This window comes from Methylobacterium crusticola, assembly GCF_003574465.1.
Taxonomy (GTDB): domain Bacteria; phylum Pseudomonadota; class Alphaproteobacteria; order Rhizobiales; family Beijerinckiaceae; genus Methylobacterium; species Methylobacterium crusticola.
Genome location: NZ_KZ984626.1, coordinates 17,172 through 32,073, shown reverse-complemented (window position 1 = coordinate 32,073; position 14,902 = coordinate 17,172). Strand labels below are relative to the sequence as shown.

Annotated in this window: 16 protein-coding genes; 7 read left to right on the top strand and 9 right to left on the bottom strand. The window is 71.6% G+C overall.

The window, feature by feature from the left end; all coding sequences use genetic code 11:
• Nucleotides 1-191: 191 nt before the first annotated feature.
• Nucleotides 192-1,298, top strand: coding sequence for a cyanuric acid amidohydrolase (atzD, locus tag DT057_RS02990; RefSeq protein ID WP_128560640.1), 1,107 nt, complete (start codon nt 192-194; stop codon nt 1,296-1,298).
• 88 nt (nt 1,299-1,386) lie between these two features.
• Here atzD and DT057_RS02985 read toward each other — a convergent pair whose 3' ends face one another.
• The 4 genes from DT057_RS02985 to DT057_RS02970 are packed head-to-tail and all read right to left on the bottom strand — an operon-like array spanning nt 1,387 to nt 5,536.
• Entirely contained in the window at nt 1,387-2,280 is an 894-nt protein-coding gene (locus DT057_RS02985; RefSeq protein ID WP_128560639.1) for an ABC transporter permease, read from the bottom strand.
• Between the two features lie 3 nt (nt 2,281-2,283).
• Entirely contained in the window at nt 2,284-3,240 is a 957-nt protein-coding gene (locus DT057_RS02980) for an ABC transporter permease (RefSeq protein ID WP_128560638.1), read from the bottom strand.
• The gene (locus DT057_RS02975; RefSeq protein WP_128560637.1) at nt 3,237-4,517 is read right to left on the bottom strand and encodes an ABC transporter substrate-binding protein; all 1,281 of its coding nucleotides are present in this window, start codon (nt 4,515-4,517) and stop codon (nt 3,237-3,239) included. Before DT057_RS02975 ends, DT057_RS02980 begins: the two co-directional genes overlap by 4 nt.
• Before the next feature lie 29 nt (nt 4,518-4,546).
• Nucleotides 4,547-5,536 carry an ABC transporter ATP-binding protein gene (locus DT057_RS02970; protein WP_128560636.1) on the bottom strand — a complete coding sequence of 330 codons (990 nt, stop codon included), beginning with the start codon at nt 5,534-5,536 and terminating at the stop codon, nt 4,547-4,549.
• 307 nt (nt 5,537-5,843) lie between these two features.
• Between DT057_RS02970 and DT057_RS37450 the strand changes: the two genes are divergently transcribed.
• The 3 genes from DT057_RS37450 (at nt 5,844) to DT057_RS02955 (ending at nt 6,922) form a co-directional block, all read left to right on the top strand.
• Nucleotides 5,844-6,191 (top strand): hypothetical protein, encoded by a 348-nt coding sequence (locus DT057_RS37450; protein WP_128560635.1) that lies wholly within the window; start codon nt 5,844-5,846, stop codon nt 6,189-6,191.
• 84 nt (nt 6,192-6,275) lie between these two features.
• Nucleotides 6,276-6,521 carry a type II toxin-antitoxin system VapB family antitoxin gene (locus DT057_RS02960; protein ID WP_128560634.1) on the top strand — a complete coding sequence of 82 codons (246 nt, stop codon included), beginning with the start codon at nt 6,276-6,278 and terminating at the stop codon, nt 6,519-6,521.
• Complete coding sequence (locus DT057_RS02955) at nt 6,521-6,922, top strand: type II toxin-antitoxin system VapC family toxin (protein WP_128560633.1); 402 nt, start codon at nt 6,521-6,523, stop codon at nt 6,920-6,922. The genes DT057_RS02960 and DT057_RS02955 overlap by 1 nt, the downstream gene beginning before the upstream one ends.
• Nucleotides 6,923-6,986: 64 nt before the next feature.
• Here DT057_RS02955 and DT057_RS02950 read toward each other — a convergent pair whose 3' ends face one another.
• The 3 genes from DT057_RS02950 to DT057_RS02940 all read right to left on the bottom strand — a co-directional run bounded on the left by DT057_RS02950 (nt 6,987) and on the right by DT057_RS02940 (nt 8,878).
• A complete protein-coding gene (locus DT057_RS02950) occupies nt 6,987-7,307 on the bottom strand; it encodes a DUF2726 domain-containing protein (RefSeq protein ID WP_128560632.1) in 321 nt (106 codons plus the stop codon).
• Between the two features lie 195 nt (nt 7,308-7,502).
• On the bottom strand, nt 7,503-7,739 hold the full coding sequence (locus DT057_RS02945; protein ID WP_128560631.1) for a hypothetical protein: 237 nt from the start codon (nt 7,737-7,739) through the stop codon (nt 7,503-7,505).
• A gap of 245 nt (nt 7,740-7,984) precedes the next feature.
• On the bottom strand, nt 7,985-8,878 hold the full coding sequence (locus tag DT057_RS02940; protein ID WP_162501301.1) for a GntR family transcriptional regulator: 894 nt from the start codon (nt 8,876-8,878) through the stop codon (nt 7,985-7,987).
• A 140-nt stretch (nt 8,879-9,018) separates the two neighbouring features.
• Here DT057_RS02940 and DT057_RS02935 point away from each other — a divergent pair, with 140 nt between their 5' ends.
• From DT057_RS02935 to DT057_RS02925, 3 genes are read left to right on the top strand one after another with little or no spacing between them, the layout of a single operon-like run.
• Nucleotides 9,019-10,041 (top strand): phosphotransferase, encoded by a 1,023-nt coding sequence (locus tag DT057_RS02935; RefSeq protein WP_128560629.1) that lies wholly within the window; start codon nt 9,019-9,021, stop codon nt 10,039-10,041.
• 29 nt (nt 10,042-10,070) lie between these two features.
• Nucleotides 10,071-11,327, top strand: a complete 1,257-nt coding sequence (locus tag DT057_RS02930) for an aspartate aminotransferase family protein (RefSeq protein WP_128560628.1) — start codon at nt 10,071-10,073, stop codon at nt 11,325-11,327.
• 53 nt (nt 11,328-11,380) lie between these two features.
• A complete protein-coding gene (locus DT057_RS02925; RefSeq protein WP_128560627.1) occupies nt 11,381-12,178 on the top strand; it encodes an SDR family NAD(P)-dependent oxidoreductase in 798 nt (265 codons plus the stop codon).
• 376 nt (nt 12,179-12,554) lie between these two features.
• On the opposite strand, the gene aptA is transcribed toward DT057_RS02925, so the two are convergent.
• Both aptA and DT057_RS02915 read right to left on the bottom strand, forming a co-directional pair.
• Nucleotides 12,555-13,886: an omega-aminotransferase AptA gene (aptA, locus tag DT057_RS02920; protein ID WP_128560626.1), complete on the bottom strand. Its 1,332-nt coding sequence runs from the start codon at nt 13,884-13,886 to the stop codon at nt 12,555-12,557.
• Nucleotides 13,887-13,946: 60 nt separating this feature from the next.
• A complete protein-coding gene (locus DT057_RS02915; RefSeq protein WP_128560625.1) occupies nt 13,947-14,831 on the bottom strand; it encodes a GntR family transcriptional regulator in 885 nt (294 codons plus the stop codon).
• Nucleotides 14,832-14,902 lie beyond the last annotated feature (71 nt).

Sequence of the window (14,902 nt, the reverse complement as noted above, 5' to 3'; positions counted from 1 at the left end):
GGCGGCGCAGCGCCCGCCGGTCCGCGTCGGCCCGGTGCGGCGCACGGGGCGGAAGGCGCCGCGCCCGGCCCGGTGCCCCCGCGGCCGGCCCGGGCTCCGGCCGGCGTGGCACATCGGTTGCTGGCGCGAGGCCGACTGCCCGAGGGAGCCCCCATGACCGATCGCGACCGACCCTGCCGGAGCCCCCGCTGATGCCGCGCCGGGCCGAGGTGCTGCGCCTGCCGATGGCGGCGCCCGACGACGTCGCGAGCCTCGCCGCGGCGGTGGCCGCGGGGCGGCTCGATCCGGGCGCCGTGGTGGCGGTGTTCGCCAAGACCGAGGGCAACGGCTGCGTCAACGACTTCACCCGGGCGCTCGGCGTGCACGCCCTGCGGGCCTTCTTCGCGCCCCTCGTGCCGGAGGGCGCGCTCGCGCGCATCGCCATGGTGATGTCGGGGGGCACCGAGGGCGGGCTGTCGCCGCACTGGCTGGTCCTCAGCGCGGTGGAGGAGCCGCACGGGACGGGGCCGGCCCTCGCGATCGGGCAGGCCCGGACGCCGGTCCTGGCCCCGGAGGATCTCGGGCGGCGGGCCCAGGTCGAGAGCGTCGCGGCGGGCGTGCGCGCCGCCATGGCGCAGGCCGGCCTCAGGCCCGGCGAGGTCGCCTACGTCCAGGTGAAGTGCCCGCTCCTGACCTCGGCGCGCATCGCCGAGGCCCTCGCCCGCGGGCGCGAGCCGGCCACCCGCGACACCCTGCGGTCCATGGGGCTGTCCCGCGGCGCCTCGGCCCTCGGCGCCGCCCTGGCGCTCGGCGAGATCGCCCCGGAGGTGGTGCGCGAGGCGGTCGCCGATGTCGGCCTCGCGCACTACGCGCGCCGCTGCGGCGCCTCCGCGGGCGTCGAACTCGCCGACCACGAGATCGTCGTGATGGGGATGTCGCCGGGCTGGAGCGGGCCGCTCGCCATCGACCACGCGGTCATGCGCGACGGCATCGACGTCGCCCCGGTCGCCGCCTGCCTCGCCCGGCTCGGGCTGACGGGGCCGGGCGGCCTCGTGGACGAGGCGGGCCGCCGGCGCCTCGTCGCGGTGCTCGCCAAGGCGGAGGCCTCCGGCGACGGGCTGGTGCGCGGCCTGCGCCACACCATGCTGACCGATTCCGACATCAGCGCCACGCGCCACGCCCGCGGCTTCGTGGCCGGCGCCCTCGGGGCGCTCACGGGCCGCACCGACCTGTTCGTCTCCGGCGGGGCCGAGCACCAGGGGCCGGACGGCGGCGGCCCGGTGGCGGTCATCGCGGAGCGCGCCGGGGACGTGCCGTGACCGCCGCGGGAGGTCGATCCCGGCCCCGGGCTCCCGGTCCGGGCGCACCGCCCGCGCCGGACCGCCGCCCCGCTCGCCGAGAACGGCCCTAGCCCGGCAGCAGCACCCGCCGCGCCCGGCGGCGCTGGAGCACCAGGAAGGTGCCGAAGGCGAGCCCGATCACCACCAGGGACACGCCCGTGGTGACGGTGCCGAGGGCGTAGATCTCCGGCGTCGTCACGGTGGTGGTCAGCCCCTGGAGCTCGAGCGGCAGGGTGTTGCGGCCGCCGATGGCCTGGCTCGTGCGGGCGAGCTCGTCCCAGGACAGCGTGAACCCGAACAGGGCGACGCCGACGAGGGAGGGCAGGATGATCGGCACCACGACGTGGCGCAGGGCCTGGGCGCCGCTGGCGCCGAGGTCGCGGGCCGCCTCCTCGTAGGCCGGGTTGAAGCGGTTGAAGACCGCGAACATGATCAGGAGGCCGAAGGGCAGCGTCCAGGTCAGGTGCGCGCCGAGCGCGGAGGTGAACAGGCCCATGACCGTGCCGTGGTCCTGGAGCCAGCCCCACCCGGTCCAGGCCGCCAGGGCCTTGATGGCCTCGTCGACGAGCCGGAACTCGAGGCCGATGCCGAGGGAGACCACGATCGAGGGCACGATCAGGCTCGCCACCGCGACGTAGAACAGCAGCGTCTGCCCGAGGAACCCCTTGCGGAAGGCGAGGCCGGCGAAGAACGCGACCGTGACGGTGAGCCCCATCACCACGAGGCCGAGCGCGAAGGAGCGCCGGAACGCCGCCCAGATGTCGACGACGCCGAGGCCGGCCCAGAGGCGCGAGAACCAGTAGGTCGAGACCCCGTTCATCGGGAAGGTCAGGCCGCCCTGCGGGCCCTGGAAGCTGAGCGCCAGGATCGTCAGGGTCGGCCCGTAGAGGAACAGCACGAACAGCCCGAAGAAGCCGGCGAGCAGGTAGAACGAGAGCGGGCGGGGTCCGTCGCGGTGCATGCCTCAGAGCTCCCGGCGCAGGTCGATCAGGCGGGTCAGCGCCACGATCAGGAGCAGCACCGCCCCGAGCAGCACCACGGCGTTGGCGGCGGCGGCGGGAAACTGCAGGTAGGACATCTGCACCTGGATCACCTTGCCGACGGAGGCGATCTGCTGGCCCCCCATCACGCCCACCGTCACGAAGTCGCCCATGATCAGGGTGAGCACGAAGATCGACCCGATGGCGATGCCCGGCTTGGACAGGGGCACGATGACGTTCCAGAGCGTCTGCCAGGGCGTGGCCCCGGCATCCGTCGCGGCCTCGATCAGGGAGCGGTCGATCCGCATCATCGAGTTGAAGATCGGCACGATCATGAACACCGTGTCGAGGTGGATGAACGCGAGGACGACGGAGAAATCCGAGTAGAGCAGGCCGTCGAGGGGCCGGCGGATCAGCCCGAGGCTCATCAGCGCGTCGTTGACGAGGCCGTTGCGGCCGAGCAGCGGGATCCAGGCGATCATCCGGATCACGTTCGAGGTCCAGAACGGGATCGTGCAGATCAGGAACAGCACCGTCTGCATCGCCGCCGAGCGGACGTGGAAGGCCACGAAGTACGCCACCGTGAACCCGATGGTCAGCGTCGCGGCCCAGCCGATCAGGCAGAACTTCAGCGTCGACAGGTAGGTGCGGAAGGTGGTGCAGAGGTCGGCCCCCGCGGCGCAGCCGTCGAACACGTCGAGGTAGTTCTGGAGCGTGAAGGCCGGGATGATCTCGTACTCGTTGTACTCCCAGAAGCTGACGACGAGGGTGAGCAGGAGCGGCACCACGAAGAAGGCCGCGAAGACCAGCCCGAGGGGCATGGCCTGCAGGTAGGCGAGGCGCCGCTGGCGCCGCGCCGCGGCGGCGAGCCCCGGGGCGGCCGGAACCCCGGCCGCCGGCGCCTCGGGCAGCGCCAGGGCGCGCTCCGTCGCGGTGGTCATGCGGCGATGAACTCGTTCCACTTGCGGACCATGTAGGTGTTCTCGTCCATGACCGAGTTCCAGCAGGCGACCGCGCCCATGCGGCTCTCGAACGAGCCGCCGTCGCGCACCGCGCCCGCCTTCTCCATCACGGTGCCGTCCGGCGCCTTGATGTCCTGCGCGGCGGGCTTGCCCTCCATCCAGAACGACCACTCGTCCGGCGCCATGTGCGCGCGGGCCGTCTCCAGCACCGCCGAGTAGTAGCCCTGGCGGTTGAGGTAGGCGCCGGCCCAGCCGGACAGGAACCAGTTGACGAAGTCGTAGGCCGCGTCGAGCTTGCGGCCCGTCAGGGTCTTGGGCAGGCCGAAGCCCGAGGCCCAGGCCCGGTAGCCCTCCTTCAGGGGCTGGTAGGTGCAGGCGACGCCCTGCGAGCGCACCTTGGTGACGGCGGGCGACCACATCGACTGGATCACGGTCTCGCCCGACGCCATCAGGTTCACGGACTCGTTGAAGTCCTGCCAGAAGGCCCGGAACTGCCCGGCGCGCTTGGCCTCGATCAGCACCTTCATGGTGCGGTCGATCTCGGCCTTCGTCATGTTGCCCTTGTCCGGGTAGGTGTAGTCGCCGGTGGCCTCCACCACCATCGCGGCGTCCATGATGCCGATCGACGGGATGTTGAGGATCGAGGCGCGGCCCTTGAACTCGGGGTTGAGCAGCTCCTTCCAGCTCGTGATCGGGCGCTTGATCAGGTCGGGCCGGATGCCGAGGGTGTCGGCGTTGTAGGTGGTGGGGATCAGGGTGATCCACTCCGTCGGCGAGGCGGCGAACTTGGTCGAGGTCGGGCCCTCGAGGTAGAACACCTTCTTGGGCGCCGTGCCCTGGTCGCCGATCTTCCGGCCGGCGACCTCGCCCTTGGTGAAGACCGGGGTGATCTTGTCGGCGTTCTTGATCCGCCTAGCGTCCATGCCGACGAGGTTGCCCGACGGCAGCAGCTTCTTGAGGCTGAAGTACTCCGAGTCGACGATGTCGAACGAGTTCGGCTGGGTCACGACCCGCTTCGACACCTCGTCGGTGACGACCGGGATGTACTCGATCGTGATCCCGAGGTCCTCCTTGACCTTGCGGGCGATGTCGCCGCTCTGGTTCACGGCGGTGCCGAGGTAGCGCAGCGTCACGGGCTCGGCGGCGATCACCGCCGGGAAGCCGGTGATCGCCCCTGCGCCCGCGAGGCCGGCGGCTCCCTGAAGCAGCGTCCGGCGCGAGAGGCGCGGGCCCGTGGTGTTCGGCGTGTCGGTCATGAGATCTCCCTTTCTCAAGCGTGTGCGCCTCAGGCGTCGAGGCGGTGGGCCTCGCCGGCCTGCCAGCCGACCCGCACGAGGTCCCCCAACCGGAAGGGCGTCGCCGCGTAGGCCCGGTCGCTCAGGATCGCGGTCAGCGGCGTGCCCGCGTCGGTCCCGAGGTCCGGGGCCTCGAGCCCGAGATGGACCGCGCTGCCCTGGTACTCGACCGCGACGACCCGGGCCGGGGCGGCGTCCGGCCCGGCCTCCGCGCCGAGCCGCATGCGGTCGGCCCGGACCGCGACGCGCCGGTCGGGCAGCGCGATGACGTTGTGGCCGCCGATGAAGCGGGCCACGAAGGCCGTGGCCGGGCGCTCGAACACCGTGCGGGGATCGCCCGCCTGCTCGATGCGGCCGCCGTTCATCACCACCACGAGGTCGGAGAGCGCCATCGCCTCCTCCTGGCTGTGGGTGACGTGCACGAAGGTGATGCCGAGCTCGGTCTGCAGCCGCTTCAGCTCGGTGCGCATGCGCACCCGCAGGAACGGGTCGAGGGCCGAGAGGGGCTCGTCGAGGAGCAGCACCTTCGGGCCGGTGACGAGGGCGCGGGCGAGGGCGACGCGCTGCTGCTGACCGCCCGAGAGCTGGGCCGGCAGGCGGGCGGCGAGCGCCTCCATCTGGACGAGGCCGAGCATCGCCTCGGCGCGCCTGAGGCGCTCGGCCTTCGGCATGCCGCGCATCTTCAGCCCGAACGCCACGTTGTCGCGGCAGGTGAGGTGGGGAAACAGCGCGTAGCTCTGGAACATCATGGCGGTGCCGCGCTGCGCCGGGGGCAGGTCGCCCACGGCCTTCGGGCCGATCACCACGTCGCCGGACGACACCGTCTCGTGGCCGGCGATCATCCGGAGCGTCGTGGTCTTGCCGCAGCCCGAGGGGCCGAGCAGGCAGCAATACGAGCCCGAGCGGATCTTCAGGTCAATGGCGTCCACCGCGAGGGTGTCGCCGTAGCGCTTGGTCAGGCCGACGAGTTCGATGTCCATGCACGCTCCCCCCAAGCGAAGCATTAGCAAGGGCGAGCGAGGCATTAGCAAGGGATGGGCCATCCCGCAGCCCGGGACAGGCCGGCCCGCGCGGGTCCCGGCCCCGCAAGAGCACTCGAAGAACGCCGCGTCGAGCGGTTCGGAGGGCGAGGTGCCTGTTTGTCGGCGAAGGCCTCTCGGACCGCGCGCGGCGGTCCCGCCGTCCACGGGCCGGAGCGGGGCATTGCGCAAGGCCGCCGTGGCCTTGCGGACTCGAGCCTGAGCGGACGCGGCTGTCATCCTCGCCCAGGATCACGTCACGGCGCCCGTGCAGGCGGTTCTCGATCAGCCAGTGGTCGCGCCGGAGCGCCATCAGGGTCTCGGCAGCGGCCTGCTTGGGCGTGAGGCCGGCGACCGCGCAGGCGGTCTCGTGGCTGATCCGGTCGGCCTTCTCGCGGGGCCGCTCGATCCGGCGGATCTGTGCGGCGCCGGGCCGGCCGAGATGGGCCACGCATGCGCGGCTGACGCTCAGGCGCCCCGTCTCGATGCGGCCGTGCCCCTTCTCGACGAACGGCGCGCTGAGTTCCGGGAGGTCACGCGATGGACCACCCATCCGTGCCACCCGGAACAACGCCTCGACGAAGCGACGCACGTCCCCGGCGTCAGCCTCGCGTAGGTCGGCCGCCCTTAGATCGCCCCTCCTGTCCCGTGTTGACGAAATTGTCATTACAGCATTACATTTCCGTAAAGAGAGGCTGCCATGGCGACCACCCTGAACGTCCGAAACCCTCGCGCTCACGAGCTTGCCAGCGAACTCGCGCAGCGTCGCAGGACCGGCATTACCGAGGCCGTGATCCAGGCCCTCGAACATGAACTGGAACGCGAGCGGTCCTCAACTCCCCTCGCCCAGCGCCTCGCAGCCCTCGCGGATCGCGCCCTGGCGAAAGCCGGCCCCAATCCCCGGCCCGTCACCGAGGCGGATCGCGACGGCATGTGGACCCGCTGATGTTCATCGACACGTCCGCCTTCGTGGCGATCTTCTGCAAGGAACCCGAAGCCGGGATCTTCGCCTCGTGCATCGAGCGGGCGAAGCGCCGGTGCACCTCGCCGATGGTTCGCCTCGAAGCCTGCATGGTCCTGGCGAGCCGCCTGGATCGCGATCCGCTCGATGTTCAGGCCGATTTCGACGAGTTCCTGACCGAGGCCGGGATCACCGTCGTGTCGATCAGCGACAGCATCGGCCGCATCGCCGTGGAGGCGTTCCAGCGGTACGGGAAGGGCCGGGTACACCCGGCACAACTCAACCTCGCAGACTGCCTCTCCTACGCCTGTGCCCGTGCCTACCGTGATCCCATCCTCTTCAAGGGCCGGGACTTCGGCCATACGGACCTGAAGACCGCGCTTTAGCCCTGTCCCACCAAGGACCGAGCCGGTCCCCTCCGCCGGACCGTGCCTGACTCGCCCCTTCGCTTCATGCGACAACCCGCGATCCGCGCGGGGCCCGGCCCTGAGGCGCCCGAAGCGAAGACGTCGCCTCCCGCACGCTCGCCTCGGTCGGCCGCGGCCTCGACGGGATCCGGGTCACGCCGTAGTGCCCCGGCGCCAGGAGCGCAGCCCGCTCCCGGTCCTTGCCCGCATCGTGGCCCGCGTCGTCGAGCCCGATCACCGCCTCGTCGCTGCCCGCCTCGGCGTCGATCACCACGAAGGCCACGATCCTCTGCCCGAACCGGTTGCGGGTCCGCCGGAATTCCTGGCGGCCAAGGCCCTTCTGGGGCCTCAGCAACGCCGCCATGGGAACGGCTTGGGATGGCCCCGTTCCTGGTAGTGCCGGCGAATCCTTCTGGTGGGTTGGTTCGTTGATGCGTCAACGTCATCCGACACCCGCGGAGGATCGCCATGTCGCCGCGGCCAAGCTCACCCACCGAGGTTCCCGGCCAGGCCGCCGTAGCACATGCCGCATTTCCGCCAGGCAAGACTTACCTGCGATTCAGGGATGAACCCCGTACAGACTGGCGACCTGCACGTGCCGGAGGACAAGGCGGCCCGTCGCGCTCATGCCGAACAGATCGGCCGCGACGGACACGCTTTGCTGAAGGCTCCGTTTGCTCCCGACGCTCTCATCTGGCTCCTGCGGATCCCGGCTGTGCTCCTGCTTGATCGGGTCTGGTTGCAGAATTCTTTGGATCGTGGCGATCAATGACGGCGATGACACGAAGGACAGCACGGATCGTTCCGGACCGCAGGCCACGCGAGTGGCTTGGCGAACCTCTCTGGATGGGATCCCGCCGTCTCTGCTGATGATCGCCTCGCCCGAGCATCGGCGCAGTCACGGGCGCCTGTCGTCTCAAGACGGACGACGGGACAGTTCATCACGCCTCGGCAGGTGCAATGCCGGTTGCCCGATCGGCGGGCTTCCCGCATCCATCACTATGAATCGATTTTTTCCGGACAGACCCTTACAATCAGACATCAGCAGGTCGGCTTGAGGGTGCTGGCCCGGGCGATGTGCCGCCTCATCCGGTCGGCGGCGAGCGCGGTGTCGCCGGCCTCGAGAGCGTCGAGAACGAGCAGGTGCTCCCGGCAGTTCACGCTGACGAGGCCGCCGTCGATCCTGGCATCGTAGTCGAGGAAGCGCCGGAGGCGGTTCTGCTGGCCCACGGCCTGGATGAAGAAGGGGTTGCCGGAGCCGGACACGACGAGGTCGTGGAAGTCCGCGTTCACCTCGAAGAAGCGGACCGGTGAGATCCGGCCATCGCGCAGCGCCATCAGGTCGCCGTGGGCCGCCCGCGACCGCGCCGCCCAGCCGGGGTCCAGCCGATAGGCCGGCGTCGCGATGGCGGCCGGTTCCAGCGCCAGCCGGAAGGCGTAGCTCGCGTCGTGGGAAGCGAGCGAATTCAGCATGTTGAGGAAGCGCCAGCCATGGCCGGCGTTGCGCTCCACCACCCCGTCGCGGGCCATGCGGTCGATCACGCGCCGCAGGGGCGCCTTGGTCAGGGCGTAGCGACGTTGCAGTTCGCTTTCGGAGAAGCCGCCCCCGAGCCTGCCGGCCACGAAGTCGTGCGCGATCGCCAGATAGAGCCGGTCGTCCTCGTCCTCGTCTCCGCCGAAGAGGCCGGCCGCGGGTGCGGCGGCCGCGACGCGGTAGCCCCGCGCCGCGCCGAAATCGACCAGTCCGGTGCGTTCCAGATCCGCGAGGGCGGCGCGGATCGGCGTGCGGGACACGCCGAACCGGCCGGCCAGGGCTTGTTCCGTCAGGGGAGCGCCGGGCTTCAGCTCGGCTTCGCGGATGAACCGCGCGATACCGGCGGCCAGTTGCCGACGAAGCCGGCTGCCCGTCCGTGCGCTCCCGGCCTCCTCGCGCATGGCACGTCGCCCGCCTCCGATCCCGCCGCCACAATGGCCGTCGCGCTCCGGGCTGTCCATCACGGCGGGTTGACATTGTACAATTGCGCCAAATAGTACATGGCACCGAAGCCCCGGGTCGCCGGACGGGAGAAGCCGGCATGGAATGGCCCGTTCACGCGCTGACGTCGTCGCTGGTGCATCGGGAGCGCATGCCGACGGATCGGGCTTCGCGCATCGCCCAAGCGCAGTTCGGCATCCGCGGCGGCGTCCGGCCGCTCACGGGCGAGCGGGACGAGAACTTTCATGTCCGGGCGGAGGACGGCTCGGAGCACCTGCTGAAGATCTCCCATCCGGACGAGGATCCGGGCACGGTCGATCTCGTCGCGGCCGCGCTCCGGCACATCGAGGCCCGCGACCCGGCGCTGCCCTGCCCGCGCCTGCGGCCGACCCTCGCCGGCGGCCATGTCGGCCAGGTGGTGGATGCGCGCGGCACGACGCGCCTCGTCCGGCTGGTGAGCTGGCTTCCCGGCCTGCCGCTGCGGGACGCGCCGCCTTCGCCCGCGCTGCGCCGCCGCTGCGGCGACGTCGCGGCCCGGCTGGCGCTGGCGTTGTCCGACTTCCGGCACCCGAGCGGCGTGCGGCCCGTGATCTGGGACGTCGGCAACGCCTCGTGCCTGCCGGCCCTGATGGACGACATGCCGGCCTTCGCCCATCGCGCCTTCGTGACGGACTACGTCCGGGACTACCTGTCCGGGGTCGGGGCAGGGTTCGCCTCGCTGCCTCGGCAGATCGTGCACAACGACCTGAATGCGGGCAACCTCCTGGTCGATCCCGCCGACCCGGAGACCGTCGCGGCCATCATCGATTTCGGCGACATGGTGGAGACCGCGCTCGTCGCGGACGCGGCCGTGGCGGCGGCAACGCACGTGACCGACGCGGCCGACGCGTCGGCCTCCCTGCGGGACTTCCTCGATCCCTACCGGGCGAAGCTGCCGCTCGGGCCCGCGGAACTGGAGGCCCTGCCGTGGCTGATCGGCATCCGCAAGCTGATGGGCGTCGTGATCCCCCGATGGTACCGGCTGCGCAACCCCGCCGACACCCATTACGGACGCATCTCCTCCTCGTCCGACGCCCGCAACGTCGCCATCGCCGCGCGCATGGCGTCGGTCCGCCTCACGTGAAACCGTCCCTGCCGACACGAGGAGCCGCCATGACGCCGCAGGCCGCCGAGGATCCGTCCCTTCATCGCCTGCTGGACCGGCGCGCGCGGTCGATGGGGCCGACCTACAGGCTGTTCTACGACGAGCCCCTGCATGTGGTGACCGGCCGGGGTGTGTGGCTGGAGGACGCGGCGGGGCGTCGCTACCTCGACGCCTACAACAACGTCCCGGTGGTCGGCCATTGCCACCCCCGGGTGGTCGACGCCCTGTCGCGCCAGGCGGCGACGCTGAACACCCACACGCGCTACGCGAACGAACTGCCGGTGCTGCTGGCGGAACGTCTGCTCGCCACGCTGCCCTCCGAGTTCGGGAACGTCGTCTTCACCTGCTCCGGCAGCGAATCGAACGAGTTCGCCTGCCGGATCGCCATGGGCGTGACGGGCGCAACGGGCTTCATCGTCACGGCCCACGCCTATCACGGCACCACCGCCCGCCTCGCGGGCATGTCGCCCTCCGGCGGCAGGCCCCTCGGCCGGGACGTGTTCACGGTGGACGCCCCCGCGCCCGACGAGCCCCCCGAGGCCCTGGCGGACCGGGTGCGCGACTGCATCGGCCGCATGGCCCAAGCGGGCGTGAGGCCGGCCGGCCTGATGGTCGATTCCGTGATGGCGACGGACGGCGTCGTGGTCGGCCCCGCGGGGTGCCTCCGGCTCGCCGCCGACGCGATCCGGGCCGCCGGCGGCCTCTCCATCGCCGACGAGGTCCAGTCCGGCTTCGGCCGCTGCGGCGCCATGTGGGGATTCTCCCGGCACGGCGTCGTCCCGGACATCGTCACCATGGGCAAGCCGATGGGGAACGGGCATCCGATCGGCGCCCTCGCGGCGCGGCGCGAGATCATGGCGGCGTTCGCGGCGACGCGCGGCTACTTCAACACGTTCGGCGGCAACACCGTGTCGTGCGCGGTGGGCCTGGCGGTCCTGGACGTCATCCAGGACGAAGACCTCGTCGGGCACGCCCGGAACGCGGGCGCCCGCTTCCATCGCCGGCTGCAGGGCCTGGAGGCGCGGCACCGGCACGTCGCTGTGCGCGGCGCCGGCCTGTTCTTCGGCGTGGAGGTCGGCGGCGGCGACGATGCGGCCGGTTCCCGCGCCCGCCGGGTCGTGAACGCCATGCGCCGCGCGGGCGTCCTGATCGGCGCGACCGGGCCGAAGGGGAGCGTGCTGAAGATCCGTCCTCCCCTGCCGGTGGCCGAAGAGGAACTCGACACGATCGTGTCGGCGCTGGACGCCGCGCTGCACGACGCCTGATCGATCGAGGCGCGGCCGCGAGCCCGGCGCCACCGGTTTCGGAGGGACGGACGATGGCCGGGGTGAAGGGCAGGATCGCTCTCGTGACCGGAGCCGGCAACCCCGACGGCATCGGGTTCGCCACGGCGCGGGTGCTGGCCGAGCAGGGCTGCGTCGTCGCCGTGACGGCGACGACGGACCGGATCTACGAACGGCTCGAGGACCTGCCGGGAGGACGCGCGGTCCACGCCGCCTGGACGGCGGATCTGACCGACGCGGCGGCGGCGAAGGATCTCGTCGCCGCCGTGACCGGGCGGTTCGGTCGCCTCGACATCCTGGTGAACAACGCCGGCAACGCTCAGACGGGCGTCCCGCGTCTCTGGCAGCCCCTGGCGGAGATGACCGCCGAGGGCTGGTCGCAGGCGTTGCGGCTGTCGCTGGATACCTGCTTCCACGTCTCGCAGGCGGCGATCGCGCCCATGCTCCGCCAGCGCTACGGCCGGATCGTGAACGTCTCGTCCGTATCGGGGCCGTTCGTCGCGTTCGACCGCGGCGCCGCCTACGCGGCCGCCAAGGCCGGCATGACCGGCCTCACGCGGTCGCTCGCCTTCGAGCTCGGCCGGGACGGGATCACGGCGAACGCGGTCGCTCCCGGCTGGATCGACAACGGCAAGGGCTCGGAGCGCGTGCGGCAGGGCGGACGCGCCACGCCCCTCGGACGCGCCGGACGCCCCGGGGAGGTCGCCGCCGTCATCGCGTTCCTGGCGAGCGAGGAGGCGAGCTACCTCACCGGCGAGGTGATCGTCGTCGACGGCGGCAACATCATCCAGGACTTCAAGGGAACGGACGATCCGGGCCCGCGACCGTCCTGACGATCGCCGCCCCGATCGCGGCCGGCCGCGCGCCGACGCGCCCTCAGCCGTCGCCGCGGAGGTTCCAGCGGATCGGGAAGCCAGCCGCCGGTCCTCGAGGCTCCGGTGGAGGGCCGTCCGGACCGTGCGGGCCTCGTCGGCGCAACAGGGCATCCCGCGTCGGCAGCGGGGCCGGCCCGGGCAGGAGCCGGCTCGTCGTCCGGGATCGAAGTCGGCGGGCGAGCCCGGCAGCTTGCGGCCGACGGCGCGCGGACCGGGGACGAAGCGGTGCATGCGCGCACCCGCGGCGCCGGCGGCGGGATCGGCCCGGTGGCGGTCGGGCATGCGCATGGCGGCGATCGTCCGTCGCGGAGGGAAGGCGGGCCGTCCGCGGGCCTCAGGCCGTCGGCGCCAGGGCGGCCCCGATGGTCGCGAAGATCGTCTCGACGTCGTCCTCCCCGGCGATCAGCGGCGGCGAGAGCACGATCGTGTCGCCCGAACTCCGCACCAGGAGGCCGTCGTCGAGGCAGCGCTGGTAGGTCTGCTGGCCGCGCGCCCCGGCGACACCCGCCCGCGGCGCGAGTTCGACGGCGCAGAGCAGGCCGGCGGTCCGCACGTCCACGACGTGGGGGGAGGATCTCAGCCGCAGCGCCCCCTCCTGCCAGACGGGCAGGACCGCGTTCAGGCGGCCGAGCAGGTCGTCCTGCTCGAAGACGTCGAGCATCGCGTGCCCGGCCGCGCAGGCCAGCGGATGCGCCGAATAGGTGTAGCCGTGGAACAGCTCGATCGCCTCCGGCGGGCCGGCCATGAAGGCGTCGTAGACCCCTTCCGACACCAGCACGCCTCCCATCGGGACCGCGCCGTTGGTCATGCCCTTGGCGCAGGTGATGAGATCGGGCGTGACCCCGTAGGCCTGGGCCGCGAACGGCGTGCCGAGCCGCCCGAACCCGGTGATGACCTCGTCGAAGATCAGCAGGATGCCGTGCCGGTCGCAGATCTCCCGCAGGCGCGCCAGGTAGCCCCTCGGCGGCGGGTAGACGCCGCCCGACCCCGTCACGGGCTCGACGATCACCGCCGCGACCGTCGCCGGATCGTGGATCTGGACGAGCTCTTCGAGGGCGTCGGCCGCCGCGAGCCCGCCGTCCGGCAGGCCGCGCGAGAAGGCCATGGTCTCGCGATCGTACGGCAGGGGCAGATGCGCCACGTCGGGCAGCAGCGGCCCGAAATCCTGCTTGTGGCGGCCGATGCCGGCGACCGAGAGGCCGCCGAACCCCATGCCGTGATAGCCCTTGGCGCGGCCGATCAGCTTCGTGCGGGCGGACCGGCCCCGGGCGTGATGGTAGGCCCGGGCGATCTTGAGGGCGGTGTCGACGGCCTCCGACCCGGAATTGACGAAGAAGACGCGTTCGATGCCGTCCGGCGCGAAGGCGCAGAGGCGCTGCGCGTAGCTGCGGGCGGCCGGATGGGTCATCTTGAACGAGGAGACGAAGTCGAGCCGCCCCGCCGCCTCCCGGATCGCCTCCGTGATCCGGGGCTGGGCATGCCCGGCATTGACGCACCACAAGCCCGCCATCCCGTCGAGGACGCGCCAGCCGTCCGGGGTCACGTAGTGCATGCCGTCCGCCCGGTCGAACAGCAGCGGCTGCTCGTTGAAGGCGCGCATCGGGCTGAAGGGCATCCAGAAGGCGTCGGCCGCGTTCGGGAGAGATCTCTTGAGGGGGGCGTTCATGCGCGGGTGACTCCGTGACCCGCCGATCTTATGTCTTTTCAGGCCTGAAATACAATGGCGTCAGTCGCGTCCGTCGCTCCGGCGCAGTTGGCTGGCCCGCTCGAGGTGGCGCCGCATCAGCAGGGACGCGACCTCGCGCTCCCCCCGCTCCAGGAAATCCAGCATCTCGAGATGCTCGAGCGAGTTGACGGTCACCCGCTCGAAACCGAACGCCCAGTCGTAGTTCGAGAGGCGGCGCAGCTCGTTCTGTCGCTTGACGGCCGAATAGATGAAGCGGTTGCCGGAGGCCGCCGCCAATCCCTCGTGGAAATCCGCGTTCATCTCGAAGAAGCCGATCGCCGAACTCTCGCGCCAGGGCTGCGAGAGAGCCTCGCGATGGCGGTCGCGCATCGCCGCGATCCATGCCGCGTCGAGGCGGAAACCGGGCTCGACCATCGCCATGGGCTCGATCAGGATCCGGAACCGATAGAGCTCGTCGCGGACGCTGCCGTCCCGCGCCGGGTGGCGGAAGCGCCAGCCGTAGCCCGGCTTGCGCTCGATCATGTCGAGTTCGGCGAGGCGGGCGAGGAAGCGCTGGATCTCCGGCCGGCCCAGACGATAGCGCCGCATCGCCTCCTGCTCGGAGAACTCGTCCGGCAGCACGCCGCTTTCCCGGTCCCGGGCGAGCTGCACCATGGCGAGTTCGACCACGTCGGCGGCGTCCGGGGCCGGATCCCCGGCGGGGACCGGCGGCAGCACCAGCTCCACGCCGCGATTGGGATGGCGCCGCACGATGCCCCGATCGGCAAGGTGCTGGAACGCCGCGCGCACGGGCGTCCGCGAGACGTTCAGGCGCTTCGCGGTGCTGCTCTCGTTGAGACGGGCGCCCGGCCCCATCCCGTCCTCCCGCATCATCTCGATGATGCGCTCGGCCAGGTTGTGCTGGAGACGCGTCAAGGCGGCCATATCGCACCCTTGATTGTCTTATGAGATATGAAATACAATGTCGCTGCCGGCAAGCCGGCGCTTCCTAGAGG